The 21,903-nt window shown below is 63.6% G+C and carries 21 protein-coding genes; 5 read left to right on the plus strand and 16 right to left on the minus strand.

The features are described from left to right. On the plus strand, window positions 1–1,218 hold the full coding sequence (locus GC119_RS09650; RefSeq protein WP_151953022.1) for a class I SAM-dependent methyltransferase: 1,218 nt from the start codon (window positions 1–3) through the stop codon (window positions 1,216–1,218). A 131-nt stretch (window positions 1,219–1,349) separates the two neighbouring features. On the opposite strand, the gene GC119_RS09655 is transcribed toward GC119_RS09650, so the two are convergent. Then, entirely contained in the window at window positions 1,350–2,987 is a 1,638-nt protein-coding gene (locus GC119_RS09655) for a glycoside hydrolase family 3 protein (RefSeq protein WP_151953023.1), read from the minus strand. A 53-nt stretch (window positions 2,988–3,040) separates the two neighbouring features. Here GC119_RS09655 and GC119_RS09660 point away from each other — a divergent pair, with 53 nt between their 5' ends. Together GC119_RS09660 and GC119_RS09665 are read left to right on the plus strand one after the other, a co-directional pair. Further along, window positions 3,041–3,871, plus strand: a complete 831-nt coding sequence (locus GC119_RS09660) for a sulfurtransferase (RefSeq protein ID WP_151953024.1) — start codon at window positions 3,041–3,043, stop codon at window positions 3,869–3,871. Between the two features lie 49 nt (window positions 3,872–3,920). Then, window positions 3,921–5,060, plus strand: a complete 1,140-nt coding sequence (locus GC119_RS09665; RefSeq protein WP_151953025.1) for a glutamate--cysteine ligase — start codon at window positions 3,921–3,923, stop codon at window positions 5,058–5,060. A gap of 68 nt (window positions 5,061–5,128) precedes the next feature. Here the strand turns inward: GC119_RS09665 and GC119_RS09670 are convergent, their stop codons facing one another. The 10 genes from GC119_RS09670 to glmS are packed head-to-tail and all read right to left on the minus strand — an operon-like array spanning window position 5,129 to window position 14,368. Then, window positions 5,129–5,662 carry an NUDIX domain-containing protein gene (locus tag GC119_RS09670; protein WP_070574569.1) on the minus strand — a complete coding sequence of 178 codons (534 nt, stop codon included), beginning with the start codon at window positions 5,660–5,662 and terminating at the stop codon, window positions 5,129–5,131. Then, window positions 5,652–6,752: a tRNA (adenosine(37)-N6)-threonylcarbamoyltransferase complex transferase subunit TsaD gene (gene tsaD / locus GC119_RS09675; protein WP_070574571.1), complete on the minus strand. Its 1,101-nt coding sequence runs from the start codon at window positions 6,750–6,752 to the stop codon at window positions 5,652–5,654. Before tsaD ends, GC119_RS09670 begins: the two co-directional genes overlap by 11 nt. Further along, window positions 6,745–7,347, minus strand: coding sequence for a hypothetical protein (locus GC119_RS09680; RefSeq protein WP_070574572.1), 603 nt, complete (start codon window positions 7,345–7,347; stop codon window positions 6,745–6,747). Before GC119_RS09680 ends, tsaD begins: the two co-directional genes overlap by 8 nt. A 2-nt stretch (window positions 7,348–7,349) precedes the next feature. Next, window positions 7,350–7,796, minus strand: a complete 447-nt coding sequence (rimI, locus tag GC119_RS09685) for a ribosomal protein S18-alanine N-acetyltransferase (protein ID WP_070575293.1) — start codon at window positions 7,794–7,796, stop codon at window positions 7,350–7,352. 13 nt (window positions 7,797–7,809) lie between these two features. Beyond that, the gene (gene tsaB / locus GC119_RS09690; protein WP_176745905.1) at window positions 7,810–8,616 is read right to left on the minus strand and encodes a tRNA (adenosine(37)-N6)-threonylcarbamoyltransferase complex dimerization subunit type 1 TsaB; all 807 of its coding nucleotides are present in this window, start codon (window positions 8,614–8,616) and stop codon (window positions 7,810–7,812) included. Continuing rightward, window positions 8,613–9,104: a tRNA (adenosine(37)-N6)-threonylcarbamoyltransferase complex ATPase subunit type 1 TsaE gene (gene tsaE / locus GC119_RS09695; RefSeq protein WP_070574574.1), complete on the minus strand. Its 492-nt coding sequence runs from the start codon at window positions 9,102–9,104 to the stop codon at window positions 8,613–8,615. The genes tsaB and tsaE overlap by 4 nt, the downstream gene beginning before the upstream one ends. Next, window positions 9,101–10,405, minus strand: a complete 1,305-nt coding sequence (gene alr, locus GC119_RS09700; protein WP_083304157.1) for an alanine racemase — start codon at window positions 10,403–10,405, stop codon at window positions 9,101–9,103. Before alr ends, tsaE begins: the two co-directional genes overlap by 4 nt. Window positions 10,406–10,414: 9 nt before the next feature. After that, window positions 10,415–11,875 (minus strand): bifunctional ADP-dependent NAD(P)H-hydrate dehydratase/NAD(P)H-hydrate epimerase, encoded by a 1,461-nt coding sequence (locus GC119_RS09705; protein ID WP_070574576.1) that lies wholly within the window; start codon window positions 11,873–11,875, stop codon window positions 10,415–10,417. A gap of 60 nt (window positions 11,876–11,935) precedes the next feature. Beyond that, window positions 11,936–12,466 carry a holo-ACP synthase gene (locus tag GC119_RS09710; RefSeq protein ID WP_070574578.1) on the minus strand — a complete coding sequence of 177 codons (531 nt, stop codon included), beginning with the start codon at window positions 12,464–12,466 and terminating at the stop codon, window positions 11,936–11,938. 36 nt (window positions 12,467–12,502) lie between these two features. Further along, window positions 12,503–14,368: a glutamine--fructose-6-phosphate transaminase (isomerizing) gene (gene glmS / locus GC119_RS09715; RefSeq protein ID WP_070574580.1), complete on the minus strand. Its 1,866-nt coding sequence runs from the start codon at window positions 14,366–14,368 to the stop codon at window positions 12,503–12,505. 87 nt (window positions 14,369–14,455) lie between these two features. Here glmS and coaA point away from each other — a divergent pair, with 87 nt between their 5' ends. Continuing rightward, a complete protein-coding gene (gene coaA, locus GC119_RS09720; RefSeq protein ID WP_070574582.1) occupies window positions 14,456–15,514 on the plus strand; it encodes a type I pantothenate kinase in 1,059 nt (352 codons plus the stop codon). A gap of 67 nt (window positions 15,515–15,581) precedes the next feature. On the opposite strand, the gene GC119_RS09725 is transcribed toward coaA, so the two are convergent. Continuing rightward, complete coding sequence (locus GC119_RS09725) at window positions 15,582–16,415, minus strand: MetQ/NlpA family ABC transporter substrate-binding protein (RefSeq protein WP_151953026.1); 834 nt, start codon at window positions 16,413–16,415, stop codon at window positions 15,582–15,584. A 240-nt stretch (window positions 16,416–16,655) separates the two neighbouring features. Between GC119_RS09725 and GC119_RS09730 the strand changes: the two genes are divergently transcribed. Further along, window positions 16,656–18,548: an ABC transporter ATP-binding protein gene (locus GC119_RS09730; RefSeq protein ID WP_413462994.1), complete on the plus strand. Its 1,893-nt coding sequence runs from the start codon at window positions 16,656–16,658 to the stop codon at window positions 18,546–18,548. Window positions 18,549–18,594: 46 nt separating this feature from the next. Here the strand turns inward: GC119_RS09730 and GC119_RS09735 are convergent, their stop codons facing one another. The 4 genes from GC119_RS09735 to rplM form a co-directional block, all read right to left on the minus strand. After that, a complete protein-coding gene (locus GC119_RS09735; RefSeq protein WP_151953028.1) occupies window positions 18,595–19,056 on the minus strand; it encodes a hypothetical protein in 462 nt (153 codons plus the stop codon). Between the two features lie 50 nt (window positions 19,057–19,106). Further along, the gene (gene glmM, locus GC119_RS09740) at window positions 19,107–20,468 is read right to left on the minus strand and encodes a phosphoglucosamine mutase (protein WP_151953029.1); all 1,362 of its coding nucleotides are present in this window, start codon (window positions 20,466–20,468) and stop codon (window positions 19,107–19,109) included. 200 nt (window positions 20,469–20,668) lie between these two features. Beyond that, window positions 20,669–21,136, minus strand: a complete 468-nt coding sequence (rpsI, locus tag GC119_RS09745; protein WP_070575301.1) for a 30S ribosomal protein S9 — start codon at window positions 21,134–21,136, stop codon at window positions 20,669–20,671. A gap of 67 nt (window positions 21,137–21,203) precedes the next feature. Continuing rightward, complete coding sequence (gene rplM / locus GC119_RS09750) at window positions 21,204–21,647, minus strand: 50S ribosomal protein L13 (RefSeq protein WP_019176036.1); 444 nt, start codon at window positions 21,645–21,647, stop codon at window positions 21,204–21,206. Window positions 21,648–21,903: the final 256 nt, after the last annotated feature.

Consider the following 21,903-nt stretch of genomic DNA (forward strand, 5'->3'; position numbering starts at 1 on the left):
ATGGACCCTCAGACTGCCGCTGCCCTGCTCGACCCTGATGTGCTGGCTGTTCTCGACTCAATCGAGTACAGCCCTTCTGCTGAAATGCAGATTCAGCAGCGACTGCGCAAACAAGGACTGTCACCGGATGTCGTGGCTGCCGTTATGACACAGGCGCAGCTGCGGATCGAAGCGCGTGCCAAATTCGGGCCGTTTGCCGATTCCATGCTGTTCACCCGCGACGGCCTGGGGCAGGCCACCCGCCTGCCGGTTGCGGCGATGCACGCCAAGCGCATCCACAGGGGCAAACCTCAGCTGATTGCCGATCTTGGCTGCGGGATCGGGGCTGATGCTCTTGCCTTCGCCGGTGTTGGCGCAGCTTCCGTGTACGCCTGCGATTCCGACGAGGTCACTGCCGCGCTTGCCGCCTACAACCTGCGGCCGTTTGACGCGATTGCCGAGCACGCCCGCGCGGAGGACTTCAACCTTGATCGGGCTGACGCCCTGTGGCTGGATCCTGCCCGGCGCAGCGGGAAGAACGCGGATGGTTCGGCATTCCGCCTATCGCACCCGGAGGCTTTTTCGCCGCGGCTGTCATGGGCTTTGGCCGCGGCCGAGCGTGTGCCCAGTGTCGGCATCAAGCTCGGCCCCGCTTTGAGTCACGGTCTCGTGCCTGCCGGTTGGGAGGCTCAGTGGACTTCGCACATGGGCGATGTTGTTGAGGTTGCGCTGTTTCGCGGTCACGCGCAGGAACGCGAGGGCCGAGCTGCCCTCATCATGGGCGAAGAAGGTTCGCTCACGGTAACGGAAGCTGATCTTCCCCCTGCCGAGGTGGAAGTCGCCTCCGTCGGCGACTACCTGTTCGAACCGGACGGGGCGGTTATTCGGTCCGGCCTCGTTCAAGCGCTGTGCGCCCCGCTGGGTGCGCACAGGATTCATGAGTCGATTGCGTACCTGTCCGGGGACCGCCCTGCCGAAGGGCCTGCCGCCCAGGCGGTTTCGCAGTACCGGGTGGAGGATATTCTGCCCACCGGAATCAGGTCCCTGCGCGGTGCGCTGACGCAGCGCGGAATCACCCAGGTGGTCGTCAAGAAGCGCGGCATGGACATTGATCCCGCTCAGGTTCAGCGCCAGCTGAAACTCGAACCGGCGGGCAAGGGCCAGCCGTCTGAATCTGCGGTCGTCATCTTCACCCGGGTGGGCGAACAGCGCTGCGCCATCCTCGCCCGCGAATGTTGAAGCGCGTGGCGAGCGCATTACCGCCCGGCTGCCCAGCCAGCTTCGCGCTTTAATGCAGGTTCACGCGCTAATGCGGCGCATTTAAGGGTGAAAACGCATTACAGCGTGCATCCGCGCCGACGGGCATCCGGCTAACCGCACTTGGGCGGTTTCAGACCCGAAACGGAGACCGGCAGCCGCGCGGAGGCTTCAAGTTTGCCTGCCAGATAGGCGGCGACGGCGTTCATGGCGTATTTGCTGTCGGCATAGGTCGCCAAAACCGTGTCGGCATTCCTCGCTGCGGGTGCGACATTCCACGGCCCGCCCATGCCGACGACAACATCCGCTCCGCCGCCGGAAGAGCTGTCGGTCCCATCAACCAACCGCACGCGCGTACCCCCATCGGCCGTAATACCGTGTTTCTTCAGCGCCTTCTTCAGAGCCTCAGCAGCAGCTGACTGTCCGGAAATCGAAACGCTTTTCGCCGGTTCAGCCGAACAGCTGCCAGCAAGAACCGTGAGAGATTCGCGTCCGACCTCGTTGAAGATCTCGTCCGCCGATTTCTTGTCAGCTTTGCCGTTTCCAGCACCTTCGTCCCCACCTTCAGCGCTGTCACCACCACCGTGCGCTCTCTGCTGCCACAGGCTCATGGCAACAACGCGCTGCGCTTTGGCCTGCATGTCTTCAGCCGACAGTTCACCTGAGTCCATAGCCTTTTTCACAGCTTGCACGGCCGCCTCCAGATCAGGTGGCATGAGAGCAAGGTCCGCTCCGGCTTTCAGTGCTTCGACGGTTTCCTCACCAGCGGGAACACCGTTGGTGATGGCTCCCATATTGAGCCCGTCGGTCACCGCGACCCCTGAAAAGCCAAGGTCGTCCCGCAGCGCGTCATACACTTTCGGATTCAGCGAGGCAGGCTTGTCACCGGCCCTGGCAACCCGCATATGGCCCACCAGAACAGAGGGCACACCGGCCTTGATCGCCGCTTCGAACGGCTGCCATTCGGTGTCGCTGTATTCTTCCAGCGTCTTCTTCGATTCGGGCAGGTCGATATGCGAGTCAACCGTCAGCTGCCCGTGGCCGGGAAAGTGCTTGGCGCTCGAGGCAATGCCCGCTTTCTGATATCCCGTCACGGCCGACTCAACAGCAGCCGAAACCGTCTTCTGACTGTCCCCGGCCGCGCGAACATTGACCGCCGGGTCTTTCTTCCCCAGGGTGACATCAGCCACCGGAGCCCAGTTGACCGTGAAGCCCAGATCGGCCAACTGCCCACCCTGCACGGTCATGGCCTGTTCAGTCAGCTCGGGCTCGCCGGCTGCACCGAAGGCCATGAGAGGAGGAAAGCTGTACGCAGCCGATTCGAGCCTGGCAACTGGACCGCCTTCCTGGTCTACGCTCAGCTGCACGGGCCATGCGCGCTTACCCGCAGCTTTGCGCAGTGTTGCCGTGTAGTCCTTGACCTGCTCGGGGCCTGTGCCGTCGGGCAGGTTGTAGCCCATGACGATGACACCGGACAGGCTGTGCTTTTTGATCATCTGCCCGGCCGCCGCGGGATCTGCACCGTCGTACGTGCCCATGATGGTTGCGCCGACCAGCTGGTCATCGCTCATCTTCTCGACAATCTTGCGGGCCTTCCGCAGATCCTCCTCGCTGATTCCTGACGAGGCGGAGGAAGACTCTTCTGCAGTGTTCGGTCCCGCTGGGGGCGGTGTGGGCCGGTCCGGCCCCGAGCACCCTGCAAGAACCATGACGCTGGCGGTCAGTGCGGAAAGGAATCGAAACGCGCGCATCTGTGAGAGTGTAGTGGGAATGGCTGTTGTCCGTATGAACGAAGGATTGCCGTATGTCGCTCATCACTGCCGATGCGCTCAAAGCCGCTCTTGCAGACGCCGATTCTGCAGGCCGATTTGTCATCCTCGACGTCCGCTGGACCCTGCAGAAGCCCAACGGGTTAGACGACTACGCGGCCGGACACATTCCCGGCGCTCAGTATGCAGACCTTGACACACAGCTGTCGGGAACATCGGATGATCCTACTCTGGGCCGCCACCCGCTGCCGGATGCAACTGACCTGCAGGAAGCTGTCCGCGGCTGGGGCATCACCCCGGATTCGACCGTTGTCGTGTATGACGACAACAGCTCTTTGGGTGCCGCCCGCGGCTGGTGGGTTCTACGGTGGGCGGGTCTTGATGACGTGCGCGTCCTCGACGGCGGACTGAACGCCTGGAAGGCCGCCGGAGGTGAGCTTTCAGCTGAAATTCCACAGCCGAAGCGCTCCGACATCACCATCACCACCGGTGCGATGCCGACTGTGGATGCAGACCAGGCCGCGGCAACGGCGGCACTGGGCACGCTCCTCGACGCCCGACCGTCGGCCCGCTTCCGCGGTGAAGACGATTCCTTGGATCCGCGTGCAGGCCACATTCCCGGTGCGCTCAACCGCCCGGCCGCCGATAACTACCGTGATGGTGCACTTCTGCCGAAGCACGAACTCGCAGCCCAGTTCGCCGAGCTCGGCGCCGACAGCGGCGGTGTCGTCGCCTACTGCGGTTCTGGTGTGACTGCCTGCAGCAATATCCTCGCTCTCGAACAGGTCGGCGTGCACGCTGCCCTGTACTCCCCCAGCTGGTCGGGCTGGGCGGCAGATGAGTCCCGCCCCACGGCAAAGGGCTGACGGCCGCATCTGACCCGGTGTTACCTGCCGGTTGGTTTAGGATGACCGCATGCTTTCTTTTGCCTCGTCCGCTCAGTCGACACTGGGAGCGGAATGGGAACTCGCGATCGTCGATGCCGAAGACTTCGCTTTGGCATCCCGCGCGCCTGAAATCCTCGAGGCGCTCAAAGCAGACGGCAACGAGAACTTCGAGGGCAAGGTCGTGGGCGAAATGCTCACCAATACCCTCGAAATCGTCAGCGGAGTGCAGACTGACGTTGCCGGCATCACAGCAGACTTAAGCGAAACCCTCGACTATCTGCGCAGCATCTTGGCGCCTCGCGGGCTCGATGTTCTTTCCGCTGGAACACACCCCTTCTCCCCGTGGTGGGAACAGGAAGTCACGCCCGCCTACCGCTACGAAGAGCTGGTCAACCGCACCCAGTGGTGGGGCAGGCAGATGCTGATCTTCGGTGTGCACACCCACGTGGGCATCGCGAATCGCGATCACGTCATGCCGATTGTCCGGGCCCTCATGGCCTATGTGCCGCACTTGGAAGCCGTCAGCGCGTCCAGCCCCTACTGGGCCGGTCATGACACCCAGTACGCGTCGAACCGCGCCATGCTCTTCCAGCAGCTGCCCACTGCGGGTCTGCCCTTCCAGCTGAAGAACTGGGGTGAATACGAAGACTACATCGGCGACATGCTGCACACCGGCGTGGTCGATTCGATCAACGAAATCCGCTGGGACATTCGCCCAGCCCCCGGCTGGGGCACCGTCGAGGTCCGCGTGTGCGATGGCATTCCGACACTCGCGGAACTTGCCGCAGTCACGGCTTTTGTCCAGTGCCTTGTCCACGACATGTCGCAGCGGCTGGATCGGGGCGAAGAGCTCAACTTTCTGCCGGACTGGTTCCACCGTGAAAACAAGTGGCGTTCGGCTCGCTACGGCATGGACACGATCATCATTGAAAACGCCGCCTGCGACGAACGTCTGGTAACGGATGTCATAGCTGACGAGGTGGAGCGACTGGCCCCGATTGCCCAGGAACTCGGGTGCTCGGCTGAACTGGAGTCAATGCTGAACTTTGCCCGCGTGGGAGCCTCTTACCAGCGGCAGAAGAAGCTGTTCGAGGAAACCGGCCGCATAGAAGACGTGGCTGGTCTGCTGGCTGCGGAAATGCGCGCTGGCAAGCCCGCCGGGTGGTAATAGCTCAGGCAGACGCTGCGCCGCGGCAGTGCTGCGGGCATAAAGGCAGGGCGGCAAGCGCTGAGTCCTCACTGTGCTGAATGCTGACGCAGCACCTGCTCCAGTTCCGGCCATGCGGCTGCGAATCCCGGGTGAAGTTCGTATTCGGGGACTTCTTCCACCGGCACCCACCGCAGTTCAATGCTTTCAGCGTCTGCCACGCGCTCTTCGAGCCTCTGCGTAGCCTGCGTGATGACGGTCGTGTAGGCCCAGCCTTCTTTGTCGACCCGGTATTCGCCGATGACCGTAATGCCCTCACCGCCTGGTCCGGGCACACCGGTTTCCTCCCAACATTCGCGAATGGCACCCTGCTGGGGTGTTTCGCCTTCGTCGAGCGCACCGCCGGGAATGCCCCACGTGCCGCCCTGGGCTGACCACACGGCACGGTGCTGCAGCAGCACCCCTCGGTCGGGGTCATGAATGAGCAGACCGGCTGCGCCGAACAGGCCCCAGAAGCGTCCCTGCGGGGTTTCCACCCAGCCGTCACCGGCGCGGCGCTGCTGGCGCAGGTGCTCTTCCGGTGGGCGTGAATCGCGAGCGCTGGCAGGACCTTCAGATGACAACCTGGTCGACCTCCAATGAACTTGTCACACCGAAATCCGGTGCTGAGGGCTGTTTTCCGCGGGCAACCACATGTGCGCCCAGGGCTGCCATCATCGCCCCGTTGTCAGTGCACAGGCTCAGCGGCGGGATGAGCAGGGAAATGCCTTCGTCGGCACACCGTTGGCTCAGCCGTTCGCGCAGGCGGCCGTTGGCGGCGACTCCCCCGCCCAGAAGCACCCGGTTGATGCCGGTGTCTTTGCAGGCCAAAAGTGTTTTGCGCACAAGAACATCGACCACGGCCTCTTCAAAAGACGCGGCGATATCGGCCAGGCGTACCCGCTGGGATGCAGGTTTGGCCTTTTCGGCTTCAACAGCCCGCAGCGCCGCGGTTTTCAGACCGGAGAACGAAAACGCGTATCGGCGTTCGGGGTCGCGCAGGTCTTTTGCCGTCATGAGTCCGCGCGGGAACTTCACCGCCGTCGGATTGCCCGCCGCACCATCGTCGAAACCACCCGCGGCGGCCTTGGAAATGTTCGGCCCACCCGGATAGTCCAGCCCCAGCAGGCGGGCAGTCTTGTCGAACGCCTCACCGGCAGCATCGTCGATTGTCGAGCCCAAAAGTTCAATCCCGTCCACCAGGTCGGTGATCTTGAGGATTTCCGTGTGCCCACCCGACACGAGCAGCGCGATAGTCGGCAGTTCAAGACCGAAGCCGGGCTCCGCCTCGTCAGAGGCAGAGTCCAGGGTTGCCGCAGCAACGTGACCGGCCAGGTGATTGAGCCCGTACAGGGGTTTTCCGGTCGCAGCGGCTAGGCCCTTTGCAGCACTCACCCCCACCATGAGCGCCCCGGACAGTCCCGGGCCGGCGGTTACACACACAGCGTCAATGTCATCCAGGCTCACCCCCGCGGTCTGCAGGGCCTTGGTGAGTGTCGGAGCGAACGCCTGCACGTGGGCACGCGATGCGACTTCCGGCACCACCCCGCCGAAGCGGACGTGTTCATCCATGGACGATGCCACGGTGTTCGCCAGCAGCGTGCGGCCGCGCACAATGCCGACCCCGGTTTCATCGCACGAAGTCTCAATGCCCAGGATGAGCGGCTCAGTCATCGCTGCTGTCATCGCATTCCGGAACCTGGGCAGAGCCAGACTTCACGCTGTCCGCTCCGAATTCCGCGACCGCCAGTTCGGTGTAGCGGGCGTACAGTGCAGCTTCGCTTTCAGACGCTGTCAGATCGGCGTCGCCGAAGGTCCCGGCCAGCAGCCGCAGGTGCGTATCCCACACCGGCCCCACCTGTGGGATCAGCTGCGCGGCCTCTGCGTCTGACGCGTACGTGTGGGCTGCCGTGACTGTGACTCCGGGCTGCCCTGCGAGGGCTTGTGTCAGGCGCAGGCTGATGCGGCCCAGTCCGCCGAGTTCCACCAGCACGTGCTCGTCTTCCACACTGGATAGAACGTGGGCGTTCAGGGGACTTCCCTCGAAATCGAACTCGATTTCGGTGACATCTGAGGCTTCGCTGACAGCCGAGGTGCCCTCGCCCTGATCGGCGTCTTCACCTTGAACCGGGCGGAATGGAGCGAACCACAGTGCGCACTCCATGGGGCTGGTGACGCGCTTCCACACGGTGTGAATATCGGCGCTGATGGTTGTGCTCAGCACAAGGTCGGTGCCGTCTTCCCAGTGTGTGATGGATGCCGAAATCATGTTCACAAGCCTAGCAACGACGCCCGCATGACCAGCGCGTCCGCGCCCCTGTAATAGCCGGGCCTGGTGTGCAGAACGACAAAGCCAAGCGACTCGTACAGGCCCAGTGCTGCCGTGTTGTCGCTGCGCACTTCAAGGTACACCGCTTCGACCCCGCGGGCGCGGGCAGTGTCCAGGAGGGATTGCAGGAGAAGACGACCGGCGCCTCGACCCCGGATGTTGGGGTGGGTGGCGATTGTGAGGATCTCAGCTTCTCTGCCGCTGATGCTCAGTCCGGCAAAACCGGCCAGGCCATCTTCGGCGTAGGCTGCGGCGAGAAACACGGATGGGCTTGCCGCCTGCGTCCAGAAGAAGTCTTCACTCCAGGCGTCAGGGCCGAAGATCTCCCGGTCCATACGGGCTGCGGTGGGAATGTCCCACCACTGCAGCGGGCTGAGGCTGACGGTCATAGCGGCGGGCTGATCAGCGGCCGGGCAGCGGTCTGGCATCTGGTTCGCGCAGGTACAGCGGGATGGGATCCAGCTGCTGGCGGCCCGCGGCTTCTGTGCGCGCGGCTATCCGGGCGATGTCAGATGCCAGCGCCTCGGTCGGAAAGCGCGGATCGGGTGGCCCGAGAACATCAGCGTAGAGCTCAAAGCCAGCGCCGATGCGCAAGAGGGCGGGCCCTATTGGGTTCGGCTCTGCGAGGTTGTGTTCGGTGGGGCTGTGTTCGGTGGGGTCGGCATACCCGGAGTCACCGTCAGCAGCTGTGCCCAGGCCCTTGAGTTTGGCCAAATCAGCAGGTTTGGCGACGTCCGGGCCAGCAGCCAGCATCGGCAGGCCGGCCTCGTCGAGTCCTGCGTATTCAGCCCAGTAGACCTCACGGCGGCGGGCGTCTGAGGCCACGAGAATCCGCACGTCGCCAACGGCTTCGCCAGCGCGGCGCAGCTGTTCGTACACCGCGAGCGCCAGACCGTCCTGGGAGCGCACACCCACTGTGGGAAGCCCGCGCCCCACGGCGAAGCCCAAGCCGGAGGCAATGCCTGCGCGCATACCGGTAAACGGCGCTGGCCCCACGCCGACGGCCACGAGTTCGGGTTCTGGCGTCTGCTGCAGCACATCGGTCAGCGCCGGTCCTAAAAGTTCAGCGTGGCGACGCGCCCGCGACTGCGCCCATTCGGCTTCAGTCCGGTCATCGGCGACAACGGCAACAGAAGCGGCGGACGATGTATCGAGGGCAACGACCACGGGGGGCTTGGGCTGGGCTTCGCCGGTGTTCCGGGCAGTCACTTCATGGCCTCCTTCACACGTGCCAGACGGGGTGCCCAGGAATCGCCGAAGCCCTGCAGAACAGCCTCGCGCTGACCGGATTCCGGGTCGGCGGAATCGGGCCTGGTCAGGGTGATCTCCAGGTGGTCGTCCGCCAGGGATTCAGCCACGCCCGCGCCCCATTCGACGACCGTGACGACCTCGTGCTGTTCAGAGTCGAGGTCGAGGTCATCGAGTTCGGCAGCGTCTTCCAGCCGGTAGGCGTCAACGTGGACGAGGCCAGGACCGTCGCCTGCCGGCGGGTGCTCCCTGGCGATGATGAAGGTCGGTGAGGATACGCGCCCGCGAACGTTGAGGTGCACAGCCAGTGACTGCGTGAACGTGGTTTTTCCCGCCCCGAGCCCGCCGGTGAGGATGATGAGGTCCCCGGCGCGCAGCTGCGGCGCCAGTGCAGCGGCGAGTTCAGCCGTACGGGCTTGGTTGCGCAGCTCGATGTCGATGCGGCTCACGCGAGCTCCCCGCTTTCGTCGGCATCGCCTGCCTCGGCACCGGAATCACCGACAGCGCGCCCGGTCATGATCCGCTCAACGCGACTGCCGATGCCGGTGACGATTTCGTAGTTGATGGTCCCACCCCACGCGCCCCAGTCAGCCGCCGTGGGCTCACCGAACTCGCCGGGGCCGAAGATGATCACTTCATCGCCAACGCCCACATCCGAGTCCAGGCCGACTTCCACCACAATCTGGTCCATCGCGATTCGGCCCACCTGCCGGTACTGGCGTCCTCCGATGAAAACGCGCGCGGCATTGGATGCAGACCGCGGCAGACCGTCAGCGTAGCCGCCGGCCACGAGCGCAAAGCGGGTGTCGGCTTCACACGTGTAGGTCAGTCCGTAGCTGGCGTGACTGCCGCGGGCTACGTCTTTGAGCGCTACGACCTGGGATTTCAGCGTCATGGCCGGACGCAGTCCAAGGCTTTCCGGGCTGCTGCCCGCGAAGGGGCTGAGCCCATAGACTGCCAGTCCGGTCCGCACGGCGCGCGCGGTCAGTGTGTCCGGTCCCGTGCCGATTGTCAGCGCGGCGGGCGAATTCGACGCGTGGACGATGAGTTCGTCCTCTTCGCCGAGCTCTGGTTGGGACAGCAGGAAACCGCGCAGCTTCGCGATCTCCTCGGTGAAGATGCTGTACTGGTGGTCGGTGAACTCGCTGCCCGGCTCGTCGGCAACTGCCAGGTGGGTCATTGCGCCGACGATTCTCAGGCCCGCGCGAACACCGTCGTCCATCTGGGCGACTTCGCGCAGGAAGCCGTCAAGCTGGTGTTCGGTCATACCGCCCCGGCCCAGCCCGGAGTCGATTTTGATATGGATGCGCAGCGGATTGTCTGTACACTGCCGGGCTGCTTGGGCAAGGTGCGGCAGCTGTTCGGCAGCGCTGATCCCCACTTCGATGTTCTTCTCAGCAAGTTGGGCGAAGTCCACGCCGATGGGCATCAGCCAGCACAGAACAGCAGTGTCTTCTGCTCCTGTGAGCCCCTCAGCGGCCAGGCGCTCTAAAAGGTCGCGCACCTGCAGGGCTTCGGGCACTGTGGCCGTGCCGATTCTGCGAATGCCGGCTTCGACCAGGACGGGAACGACCCCCGTGATGCCGTGGCCGTAGGCGTCGGCTTTGACTACCGGAATGACACCGGCTTCGCCCGCGTGTTCGCGCAGCACCGCAAGGTTGGTGCGGATGGCGTCACGGTCGATGTGCGCCGTCAGCAGCGATGGCCCGTAAGCCGTGGTGGGCAGAAGTTGCGATGACGATGGGGACACGCCTCGATCCTAACGCCCCCGAGCTTTGAGCACAGCCTGCTCCACAGCCTGCGGCAGGCCGGAGGCGTGGACGGCGGTCTTGCCCGCCCTCCCGTGGAGCAGAACGGCAGCCGCGGCGGTCACGGCCGTCGTACCGGGGTCGAGGCGCCCTTTGGCTGCCGCTCTTTCTGCCAGGAACGCTGCGAGCACCCCCGTGAGCACGTCCCCTGAGCCTGCTGTCGCAAGGTTGGCTGAACCGGCTTGGGGCAGGTGGACGGTGCCGTCGGGTTCGGCAATGACGCTGCGGTGGCCCTTGAGCAGAACGACCGCGTCGAGTTCTTCGGCGGCAGCGCGAGCCCAGTGCAGCTGGTCCTGTTCAATCTGGGCCCGCTGCACGCTGTGCCCGCGTGCTGTGAGAAGCCTTTCGAGTTCCCCGGCGTGCGGTGTGATGATGCTGCCTGTCGGCAGGTGTTCGGGCAGATGGTCCAGGGCGCCCGCATCGGCAATGACCGGCTCCCCGCTGGCGAACACGGCTTCAGTCCTGTCGCTGCTGGGGCTGCCGGGGCCAACGGCCCACACTTGGACGCGCCCGTCGGCTGCAACGGCTTCTGGAACCTCGGCTGCAACGGCGGACCGCAGCTGAGCATCCCCGGTGATCCGCACCATTCCGGCACCTGCGGCCACCGCAGCGCTGGTGCACAGAACGGCAGCACCGGGATAGTCAGCGGAACCAGCGCAGATGCCCGCAACACCTCGGGTGTACTTGTGGTCCTCCCCCGTCGGCGCTTTGACGAGTTCGCGCAGATCATCCCTTCTGTACACCCACGCATCCGGCACGGTATCTGAGAAATCCAGGCCGATGGGCGCAAGCACAACGCGGCCGGCAGCGGAAGCGCCAGCACCCGTGAACAGGCCGGTTTTGAGGCCGCCGAAGGTGACCGTCCAATCAGCCTGCACGGCAGCCTGTGCGCTGCGTCCGGTCGATGCGTCAATGCCCGTGGGCACGTCGACCGCCACTGTGATCTGCCCCTCCGCACGGGCCGAACTGGCCTGCCACACGCACAGCAGCTGCACAATGTCCTCCGGCAGCTGGGGTTTGGCGCCGGTGCCGAATATCCCGTCGACAACCAGATCAGCCGCTCCCAGGTGGCCCGGCGCCTCGGCGATTTCAGCTTGCCGGCAACCAGCGCTCAGGGCGGCAGCAAGGCCCGCCCGGTGGGGTGTGCCGAGGGTGTGCAGGAGGGTGACGGCAGCACCGCGGCGGGCGAGGTCAGCGGCAGCGAACAGGGCATCCCCGCCGTTGTTGCCCGGACCGGTGAGAACAGCTGCGCGCCGACCGTAGACGGTGCCGCCGCCTAAGCGCAGCACTCGGCGACACACGGCCGCCAACTGACCCGCGGCCCGACGCATGAGCCTGTCGCCTTCACCGGCTTCCAAAAGCGGAGCTTCGGCCTGGCGGATCTGCTCACCGGTGTACGCGGGGCGGGGCATAGTGTTTCCTGTTCTGTTCGAGCTGGGGGCAACGCGCGGGGTGACTCGGTTTCTGCTGGTTCAGCCGGGGTTGTTCCGGCGGGCTTCCTCCCGCATCCGATTGCGCTCTTGCCGCCTGAGTGCGACATCGGCGCGGAACTGGGCGAGCGCACGGTCGTGCTCTTCTGTTCCCGGCAGCGGCGGGGCCGGCTGGTCGACAGGCGGGGACAGTGACGGTCCGCTGCCTTCGACAATGACGTAGGTGATTGTGCGGTCCCCGTCGTGGGTGATCGACAGGTGCACGTGCTCACCTCCGCGCTGGCGGAACATCTCCAACACCCAACCGCTCAAACGGAAAGACGGGGCACCGGAGAAGGCCGACACCACCTCGGCCTCCTGCCACGGAATGATCTGCGGGAACTGCAGAGCCTTGACCAGGGCCTCTTTTGCCGAGAACCGGGCGGCGAGGCTTTCCGGGCTGCGCCGCCTTCCGTTCTTCTTCAGCTGCTCGGCAGGAGTCAGCAGGCGGTCCAGGAGTTCGGGCACCCGCTCAATGTGCTCCTGGAAGCGGGGAACGTCGGCAATGTCAACGCCGATGCCGATGATGCCCACGGCTCTGTCCTCCTCTATGCGGCTCTGTCCGACCGTTTATTCGACCGTGACGGATTTCGCGAGGTTGCGCGGCTGGTCGACATCCAGGCCCTTGGCCTGAGCCAGTTCCATAGCGAAGATCTGCAGCGGCACCGTAGTCAGCAGGGGTGCCAGCAGCGTGGTGGTGTTGGGCACGTAGATGACTTCGGAGGCGTACTCGCGCACTGCTTCGTCACCCTGTTCGGCAATGACGATCGTGTTGGCTCCGCGAGCCCGGACCTCCTGAATATTGGAGACGACCTTCGAGTGCAGCGAATCCCTGCCGAAGCGGCTGGGCACGATGATGATGACAACCTGGCCCTCGTCGATCAGCGCGATGGGACCGTGTTTGAGTTCGCCCGCGGCGAAGCCCTCGGCGTGAATATAGGCGAGCTCTTTGAGTTTGAGCGCGCCCTCCATGGCCACGGGGAAGCCCACGTGGCGGCCCAGGAACAGCACGGACGGGGTTTCGGCCAGGCGCTTGGCCAGGTCGGTGATCTGCTGGGAGTCGTCATCCAAAAGCTGCTGGACCTTGCCCGGAATGTTCTGCAGTTCGTCCAGGATCAGCTGGATTTCGTCGCGGTACTTGTTGCCGCGCAGCTGTGCCAGATACAGACCCAGCAGGTAGCAGGCGACAATCTGAGAAAGGAACGCTTTGGTGGAGGCCACTGCGATTTCGGGGCCCGCGTGCGTGTAAAGAACGGCATCGGATTCGCGCGGAATGGTCGAACCGTAGGTGTTGCAGATGGCAACCACCTTCGCCCCTTGGTGGCGGGCGTGGCGCAGGGCCATGATGGTGTCCATCGTTTCGCCGGACTGCGAAATCGCGACGACGAGGGTCTTCTCCGACACGATCGGGTCGCGGTAGCGGAATTCGTGGGCCAGTTCGACTTCCACCGGGATGCGGCACCAGTGCTCGATCGCGTATTTGGCGACCTGACCGGCGTAGGCGGCCGTGCCGCAGGCCACGACGATGATCTTGTCAACGGATTTCAGCACGGATTCGTCAATCCGCATTTCGTCGAGGGTGAGGCGCCCGTCGGTGTCGAAGCGGCCCAGGAGCGTATCGGCGACTGCCTGCGGCTGGTCGTGGATTTCCTTTTCCATGAACGACGTGAATCCGCCCTTGTCCACAGTTGCCGGATCCCAGTCGATCTCATACTCGGTGCCTTCGACCGGGTTGCCGTCGAAGTCCATGATGTCGACTGAATCAGCTGTGATGGTGACGACTTCGTCCTGGCCGATCTCAACGGCGCGGCGGGTGTAGTCGATGAACGCGGCAACATCCGAACCCAGGTAGTTGGCGTCCTGGCCCAGGCCGATGACCAGCGGCGAATTGCGGCGGGCCGCGACAACCGTTCCGGGTTTGTCAGCGTGGACGGCCAGCAGGGTAAAAGCACCTTCAAGCTCGTTAGAAGTCCGCCGCATGGCTTCGGTGAGGTCACCGGTTTCGCGGTAGTTCTTGGCCAGCTGGTGCGCTGCGACTTCCGTGTCGGTTTCAGATGCGAATTCGACGCCGTCCTTCAGCAGGCGCTCTTTGAGTGAGGCGTAGTTTTCGACGATTCCGTTGTGGATCAGCGCCAGACGGCCGTCATCGGCCAGGTGGGGGTGCGCGTTTTCGTCAGTCGGTGCCCCGTGGGTTGCCCAGCGGGTGTGGCCGATGCCGGTTGCGGCTTTCGGCAGCGGGTGTTCGGCAAGCTCAGCTTTGAGATTGTCCAGCTTCCCGGCCTTTTTCGCTGATGCCAGCTGGCCGGTCTCGGTCACGAATGCAACGCCCGCGGAATCATAGCCGCGGTACTCCATTCGCTTGAGGCCTCCGACTGTGACGTCTTCAGCGGTGATCTGGGCGTTCGGGTTTCCAACGAATCCAACAATTCCACACATAGACCTCAATATTAACGCGCGGTTGTGCCTTAAGCTGGAATTCCCTGTCTGGGGGATCGCTGAGCGAAACGAGGATCTGCATCACCTATGGAACACAACGACGCCGCTACGTCCGTTCGATCCAGCGACCTCGATCCCGCGCGGCTGCTTGCCGGACTGCGCCCGCACCAGAAGTCGGGCAGCCAGTCCGTCTCATCGCCCTTCTGGCGCTTTGACCGCACAACGTGGTCAGAACTTGCCCAGGCCACTCCCCTGCCGCTGACGGCCGAGGATGTTGAGCGGCTGCGCGGCAAGGGCGAGCGCATGGACACCACGGAGATCGAAGAGATCTACCTGCCTCTGTCGCGCCTGCTCAACCTGTATGTTTCAGCACGTCGCAAAAAGCACAGGCTCACGCGGGAGTTCTTTGCTCCGCTGCGCGCCAGCGGCCACGACCCCGCCCCACAGCACATCCCGTTTGTCATCGGCGTGGCCGGTTCAGTGGCTGTCGGCAAGTCCACCACCGCGCGAGTTCTGCGCGAAATGATGGCCCGGTGGCCGGACACCCCGCAGGTTGAGCTCGTCACCACCGACGGATTCCTCTTTCCCAATGCCGAACTGGCACGCCGGGGTCTGACATCCCGGAAGGGCTTTCCGGAATCCTACGACCGGCGGGCGCTCATGCGCTTCCTCGCCACCGTCAAGTCCGGTGCGGGCGAAGCTCGCGCCCCCGTGTATTCGCACCACACCTACGACATTGTTCCCGGTGCTGAGATCACGGTGCGCTCACCGGATGTTCTGATTGTCGAAGGGCTCAACGTCCTGCAGCCGCCCAGGCCGCGCGCCGATGGGAAAGTGGGAATGTCGGTCAGCGACTACTTCGATTTCTCCGTCTACGTCGATGCGGCACCCGGTGATATCCGCCAGTGGTACATCGACCGGTTCATGGAGCTGAAGTCAGGTGCTTTCACTCAGCCGGATTCGTACTTCCACCGCTATTCAGAGTTGACAGAAGACGAAGCGCTCACCCTTGCCGGGGAGATTTGGGACTCCATCAACTCTCCCAATCTGCGTGAGAACGTTGCGCCGTCGCGCGGTCGGGCCGATCTGATTCTGACGAAGTCGGCTGACCATTCAGTACGCCGGATCCAGCTGCGCAAACTGTAGTCAGCCTGCAGTGCTGGACCCGGCGTCTGGTGGATCTTACAGGGCCTGAGCCCTGCGGATGGGTGGATCAGAAAGCGGGGAGCACCGCGCCGTCGGTCCACTTGTCTTCGATGAACTTCTTCACTTCCGGTGAGTGCAGCAGTTCGTCGAGCTTCTTGATGGCTTCGTTGTCCTGGTCGCCTTCGCGGACTGCGAGGAAGTTCGCGTAGGGGTTGTCTTCAGCCGATTCGACGAGCACCGAGTCCTTGGTGGGCGACAGTCCGGCTTCCAGGGCGTTGTTGCCGTTGATGATCGAAGCATCGGTGTCTTCCAAGGTGCGCGACAGCTGTGCTGCGTCGGCTTCCTTGAATTCGAGCTTCTTCGGGTTGTCCTTGATGTCCTTGATTGTGGCGGTGGTTGCGTCCTTGCCGTCAGCGAGGCTGATAACGCCTTCCTTGGCAAGCATTTCGAGTGCGCGGCCCTGGTTGGCGGGGTCGTTGTTGATGCCGATGGTGCCGCCGTCGGGAAGTTCGTCAACCGAATCCACCTTCTTGGAGAACAGTGCGATCGGTTCGATGTGCACGCCTTCGAAACCGTGGATCTTGTAGCCCTGGCCTTCGACTTCCTCGTCCAGGTACGGCTTGTGCTGGAAGTAGTTGGCGTCGAGGTCGCCGTCGACGAGCGCACGGTTGGGCAGCGCGTAGTCGGTGTACTCCTTGATCTCGATGTCAAGGCCGGCTTCTTCAGCCAGGTTTTCGTCGACGTAGCGCAGAATGTCACCGTGTGGGACAGGTGAAACGCCGACGGTCAGCTTGGTGATATCGCCGTTCTTCTGGCCGACCTCCTGGTCTCCTCCGCCTGCACCGCAGCCGGTGAGAACCAGGCTTGCGGCAGCGACGATAGCTGCGATGCGCAGTTTCATATGTGCAGTCCTTCTATGCGAATTGTTCAGTTATTGTCGTCACCTTCTCACTGTGCGGAAACGCATTGCCCGTGTTTCGTCATAAACCTCCACATGACGAGGCGGAGCCGGACTGCCGCTGAGAGACAGCCCAGCCCGGACGCACTGCCTCTGGGCGGGGCTAGACTTCCCGTGCGTCCCTGTGAGGCCGGCTCGGCTGATACGGGTGAGGAAAGGAGCACCGTGACGAACTACTCCCCCATGGCGATTCTGCATCGCACAACTGCCAGCCAGCGCACTAAGGGCCGTCCCGCCCCCGAGGTTGACCGGGAAGCTCTTCGGCGCATCGGCGGTTTTGCAGCCGGGCACAAGAGCAAACTGGTCCTTTTCATCCTGCTCTCGGCGGTATCCGCCGGTGTTGCCGTGGCCACTCCGGTGCTGGCCGGGCGGGTGGTCAATGCCATTACCGCTGGTGGGCCTGCGAAGCTGATTGTCGGCACGGCGGTTCTCATGGGCTTGCTCGCAGTGGTCGATGCGGCCCTGACAATACTGTCGCGCTTTCTTTCTGCCCGCATCGGCGAAGGGCTCATCTACGATCTGCGCACAGCCGTTTTCGACCACGTGCAGACTCTGCCGGTCGCGTTTTTCAACCGGACCCGCACGGGTGCGCTCATATCGCGGCTGAACAACGATGTCATGGGTGCCCAGCGGGCGTTTTCCAACACGCTGTCCGGGGTTGTGACGAACCTTGTGTCGCTTGCTCTGACAGTCGGTGTGATGGTCGCGATTTCGTGGCAGGTGACGGTGCTGTCCGTGCTGCTCCTGCCGATTTTCCTCGTGCCCGCCCGCTTCATTGCGGGGCGCTTGGCGTCGCTGCAGTTTGCTGCCGCTGATCTCAACGCGGCTATGTCCACACGTATGACAGAGCGGTTTTCCGCTGGTGGGGCGACTCTGGTCAAGCTGTTCGGCAGCCCGCAGAAGGAATCTGCGGAATTTGCTGAGCGTGCTGGCCGAGTGCGCGATATCGGTGTGCGCACCGCCATGCTGCAGGTGACGTTCCTTGCCGCGCTCACGCTCGTGTCGGCACTGGCTTTGGCGCTGGTCTACGGCGTCGGCGGTATGCAGGCGGTAGCCGGTTCACTCGATGCCGGGAAGGTTGTTACGCTCGCACTTCTGCTGACCCGCCTGTACACCCCGCTGACGATGCTGGCGAATGCGCGCATGGACGTGACATCGGCCATTGTGTCGTTCCAGCGGGTGTTCGAGGTTCTCGACTTGCGCTCGACCGTTCAGGAGCCTGTCGATCCGAAGCCCCTGCCGGCGGGCCCTGTGTCTGTGGAGTACCGGGATGTTTCGTTCCGCTACCCCACCGCCGCCGAGGTGTCGCTCGCCTCTCTTGAAGACGTTGCGGTTCTCGACGGTCGGGAATCAGCCGAGGTGCTGCACGGGCTGAACATCTCCGTCCCGGCAGGGCACACGGTCGCCCTGGTCGGCTCATCCGGTGCGGGGAAGTCCACAATCGCCTCCCTGCTGCCCAGGCTGTACGACGCGACGGAAGGCTCGGTTGAGCTGTCCGGTGTTGATGTGCGCCAGCTGAGCTTTGACACGCTGAAGTCGACCGTCGGCATGGTCACCCAGGACGGACACCTGTTCCACGAATCGATCCGCGACAATCTGACGATTGCCAAACCGGACGCATCGGATGCTCAGCTGCGCTCTGCGCTGGAGCGCGCCAGGCTCTGGACCGTCATCGACGCCCTGCCCGACGGTCTTGACACCGTGATCGGAGAAAGGGGCTACCGGCTGTCCGGCGGGGAACGCCAGCGGCTGACAATTGCCCGTCTGCTTTTGGCCGAACCGGCGGTCGTGGTGCTCGATGAGGCTACGAGCGCTCTCGATTCAACAAACGAGGCGGCTGTCCAACAGGCCCTGGACGAAGCTATGACCGGCAGGACGGCGCTTGTCATCGCCCACCGACTGTCGACTGTGCGCAGTGCCGATCAGATCATCGTGATCGAAGGAGGGCAGGCTGTTGAACGCGGCACCCACAGCGAGCTTCTGGCTCAGGGCGGTCGCTACGCGCAGCTGTACACCACCCAGTTTGCAGACCAAGAAGAGTCAGAAGATCCTGCCGGCGGCGCCTCGGCAGACTAATGACTCTCGCTGTAGCGGCAGAGATCGGGCCTCTATGCGATGAACCTCAGACGTCGATTGAGCTCACCGCACCTGCTTGCAGCAGAAGCGGCCAGACCAGCAGGAAGATGAGCGCGCCAGCTGCTGAGCACAGCAACGTCGAAACTGCGACGATCAGCCCGTTGGTCAGCCACGGGCCGGTGACGATGTACAGAGCAACCGGGGTCGCGAAGGCTATGAACAGTGCTGTCATTGCGCTCCAGCGGGCAGGCGCGGCCGGGTCAGCCACATAGCCCGCCCGCACGAAACCGGTGAGGAAAGCACCGACCGCGGCGATGCCGCCGAGTACGGCAAATGATGATGTCAGCACACCGAACATCCACCACAGGCCGGACATCCCCGACGTTGCCCTAGCCACGAGGCTCAAGCCGATTACGACGACGGTGCCGACCGCCGTCGAGGCAGCTGCGGCAAACCCGGCGGCTAAGCGTCCGTAGAGGACTTTCCCGCTGCGCGCGCTCTTCTGCACCGCCTGGTCACCGCCCGTTCATCAGCTCAGCGGCAGCCCGCCGCAGACGCTCACAGAGCAAGGTTCTGCTTGACGCACTCGGCCAGGCGTTCGGCCTGCTTCTGCGCTTCGGATTCTGTTTCGGCTTCGACCATGACGCGGATGACCGGTTCGGTGCCGGAGGCCCGCAGCAGAACGCGGCCTGTCTTGCCGAGTTCGCCTTCGACAGCGGCGACCTCAGCCTGAACGGCGGGGTCGTCGGTGCGTGTCTTGTCGACTCCGCTGACGTTGATGAGAACCTGCGGCAGCTGCGGGATTTCCGCGGCAAGATCAGCCAGCGTACGGCCGGTGGAGGCCAGGCGGTTGATCAGGTGAAGTGCTGTCAGCACTCCGTCGCCGGTTGTTCCGTGATCAAGCAGGAGCACATGGCCGGACTGTTCACCGCCGAGCACGTGGCCGCCGGCCAGCATGCCCTCCAGCACGTAGCGGTCGCCGACTTTCGTCTGCACGTCCGCAATGCCCGCCCGTTCCATTGCCAGTTTGAGTCCAAGGTTCGACATGACGGTTGTGACGAGCGTGTCGTTCTTCAGAGTGCCCGCTTCTTTCATGCCCAGTGCCAAGATGCCCATGATCTGGTCTCCGTTGACTTCGCGCCCGCGCGCATCAACTGCCAAACAGCGGTCAGCGTCGCCGTCAAAGGCCACCCCCAGGTCAGCGCCGTTTTCGACGACAGCTTCCTGCAGTGACCCCAGGTGTGTGGAGCCGACACCGTCGTTGATGTTCAGGCCGTCAGGGCTGGCCGCAATAACCGTCACATCCGCACCAGCCTGACGCAGGGCCGCCGGGCCTACGACAGATGCGGCACCATTGGCGCAGTCGACAACCACGCGCAGTCCCTGCAGCGGGGTGGGAGTGTCGCCGAGGGTGGACACCAGGTGTTCGGTGAATTCATCTGCTGCCGCAGCATACGGTTTGATGCGGCCGACATCCGCGCCGGTGGGACGATCCCATTCGGCGTCGAGCAGTTCGAGGATTTCATCTTCCGCGGCATCGTCGAGTTTGGTGCCGCCGGGACCGAAGAACTTAATGCCGTTGTCCGGCATGGGGTTGTGGCTGGCGGACAGCACAACACCGAAGTCAGCACCGGTTGCCTTCACGGCATAGGCCACACCCGGGGTGGGCAGAACACCGGCGTTCCACACATCTACACCCGTCGAGGCAATTCCGCCGGAAATAGCCGAAGCCAGGAAGTCACCGCTGATGCGGGTGTCCCTGCCGACAATCGCAAAGGGGCGTTTGCCGCCTGACCCATAGCGCTTCTCGGGCCTGCCGAGAACCCGACTGCCTGCCACACCCAACTGGAGAGCGAGTCGAGCGGTGATGTCCCTGTTGGCCAGACCGCGAACGCCATCCGTGCCGAAAAGCCTGCTCATAGAACCTCCTGTTTTTGATCGGAACCATTTTACGTTTGCGAAGCTGAACACCTGATCAGAACCCCGCAGTGCATGAAGAACACAGCGGAAGGCGCGCGGCGCCTCGTAACCGGAAAGCACAAGACCCCCGCACCGAAAGTGCGGGGGTCTTGATGCAGGCGTCGTGCGCCCCAAGTGCGATCTGCCCGGGTGGGCAAATATCAGCGCTTGGAGAACTGCGGAGCCTTGCGAGCCTTCTTGAGACCGGCCTTCTTGCGTTCGGGAACGCGAGCGTCACGCGTGAGGTAACCGGCCTTCTTCAGTTCAGGGCGGTTGTTTTCACGGTCGATTTCGTTCAGCGAACGGGCGATGCCCAGGCGGACAGCACCGGCCTGGCCGGAGGGTCCACCACCGGAAATGCGCACGAAGACGTCAAAACGGCCTTCGAGGTCAAGCAGGCGGAAGGGTTCGCGAACGAGCTGCTGGTGCATCTTGTTCGGGAAGTAGGCTTCAAGGTCACGACCGTTGATCTTCCATTCACCGGTGCCGGGGACCAGGCGGACGCGAGCGATTGCGCGCTTGCGACGGCCAACGCCCTGGCCGGGAGCGGTGAGCGATTCGCCGCGGCCACCGGCCACGGTTTCGCCGAGACCAGCCGAAGCCGGGGTTTCGGTCGAGTACGACGTCATTTCGACGTCCTCGTTCAGGTTCTGGTTGTCAGCCACGATTCTCCTCGGTTAACTGAGCCTTGGGCGCTTACTGCGCGACCTGGCTGATTTCGTACTTCTGCGGGTTCTGCGAGGCGTGCGGGTGCTCAGCACCTGCGTACACCTTCAGCTTGCGCATCTGGGCACGGCCGAGGCGGTTCTTGGGGATCATGCCTGCAACAGCCTTCTCCACTGCACGCTCGGGGAACTTCTCAAGGAGCTCTTCGTAGCTGAGGCTCTTGAGACCACCCGGGTAGTTGGAGTGGCGGTAGGCGCGCTTCTTCTCCAGCTTGTCGCCGGTGAGCACAATCTTGTCCGCGTTGATGATGATGACAAAGTCACCCGTGTCGATGTGAGGTGCGAATTCCACCTTGTGCTTGCCGCGCAGCAGACGAGCTGCCTGCGAAGCAAGGCGACCGAGAACGACGTCAGTGGCGTCGATGACGTGCCACTGGCGCTCGACATCGCCGGGCTTTGGTGTGTACGTACGCAAAAGTTGCCTTCTTTTCGTCTCTAGCTTCCAAGCCACACACGTCTGCCTGACAAGGTCGTGAGTCTTGTTCAGCAGTACTTGACTTGCTTGAGGTGCACGGTACGCGTATACATTTCCCGCTTGTCCTGCAACGCGACTAGAGGTCTGCGGCATGTGTATCTGACGTACAGCGACTGTCCATACTAGCCCGGATTCGCGCGGCTTTGCAAAACGGGGCCGGTGTATGCAGAAACGCTTCGGCGGGCAGCTCCCCTGT

Source organism: Brevibacterium sp. Marseille-P9724 (assembly GCF_902500275.1).
Lineage (GTDB): Bacteria > Actinomycetota > Actinomycetes > Actinomycetales > Brevibacteriaceae > Brevibacterium.

Coding starts and splice junctions, on each gene's coding strand:
- GC119_RS09650 (WP_151953022.1), top strand. CDS start 1: ATGGACCCTCAGACTGCCGCTGCCCTGCTCGACCCTGATGTGCTGGCT.
- coaA (WP_070574582.1), top strand. CDS start 14,456: ATGGAACACAACGACGCCGCTACGTCCGTTCGATCCAGCGACCTCGAT.
- rimI (WP_070575293.1), bottom strand. CDS start 7,796: ATGACCGTCAGCCTCAGCCCGCTGCAGTGGTGGGACATTCCCACCGCA.
- GC119_RS09655 (WP_151953023.1), bottom strand. CDS start 2,987: ATGCGCGCGTTTCGATTCCTTTCCGCACTGACCGCCAGCGTCATGGTT.
- GC119_RS09730 (WP_413462994.1), top strand. CDS start 16,656: ATGGCGATTCTGCATCGCACAACTGCCAGCCAGCGCACTAAGGGCCGT.
- GC119_RS09705 (WP_070574576.1), bottom strand. CDS start 11,875: ATGCCCCGCCCCGCGTACACCGGTGAGCAGATCCGCCAGGCCGAAGCT.
- tsaD (WP_070574571.1), bottom strand. CDS start 6,752: ATGACTGAGCCGCTCATCCTGGGCATTGAGACTTCGTGCGATGAAACC.
- glmM (WP_151953029.1), bottom strand. CDS start 20,468: ATGAGCAGGCTTTTCGGCACGGATGGCGTTCGCGGTCTGGCCAACAGG.
- GC119_RS09665 (WP_151953025.1), top strand. CDS start 3,921: ATGCTTTCTTTTGCCTCGTCCGCTCAGTCGACACTGGGAGCGGAATGG.
- GC119_RS09725 (WP_151953026.1), bottom strand. CDS start 16,415: ATGAAACTGCGCATCGCAGCTATCGTCGCTGCCGCAAGCCTGGTTCTC.
- glmS (WP_070574580.1), bottom strand. CDS start 14,368: ATGTGTGGAATTGTTGGATTCGTTGGAAACCCGAACGCCCAGATCACC.
- rpsI (WP_070575301.1), bottom strand. CDS start 21,136: ATGACGTCGTACTCGACCGAAACCCCGGCTTCGGCTGGTCTCGGCGAA.
- GC119_RS09680 (WP_070574572.1), bottom strand. CDS start 7,347: ATGATTTCGGCATCCATCACACACTGGGAAGACGGCACCGACCTTGTG.
- GC119_RS09660 (WP_151953024.1), top strand. CDS start 3,041: ATGTCGCTCATCACTGCCGATGCGCTCAAAGCCGCTCTTGCAGACGCC.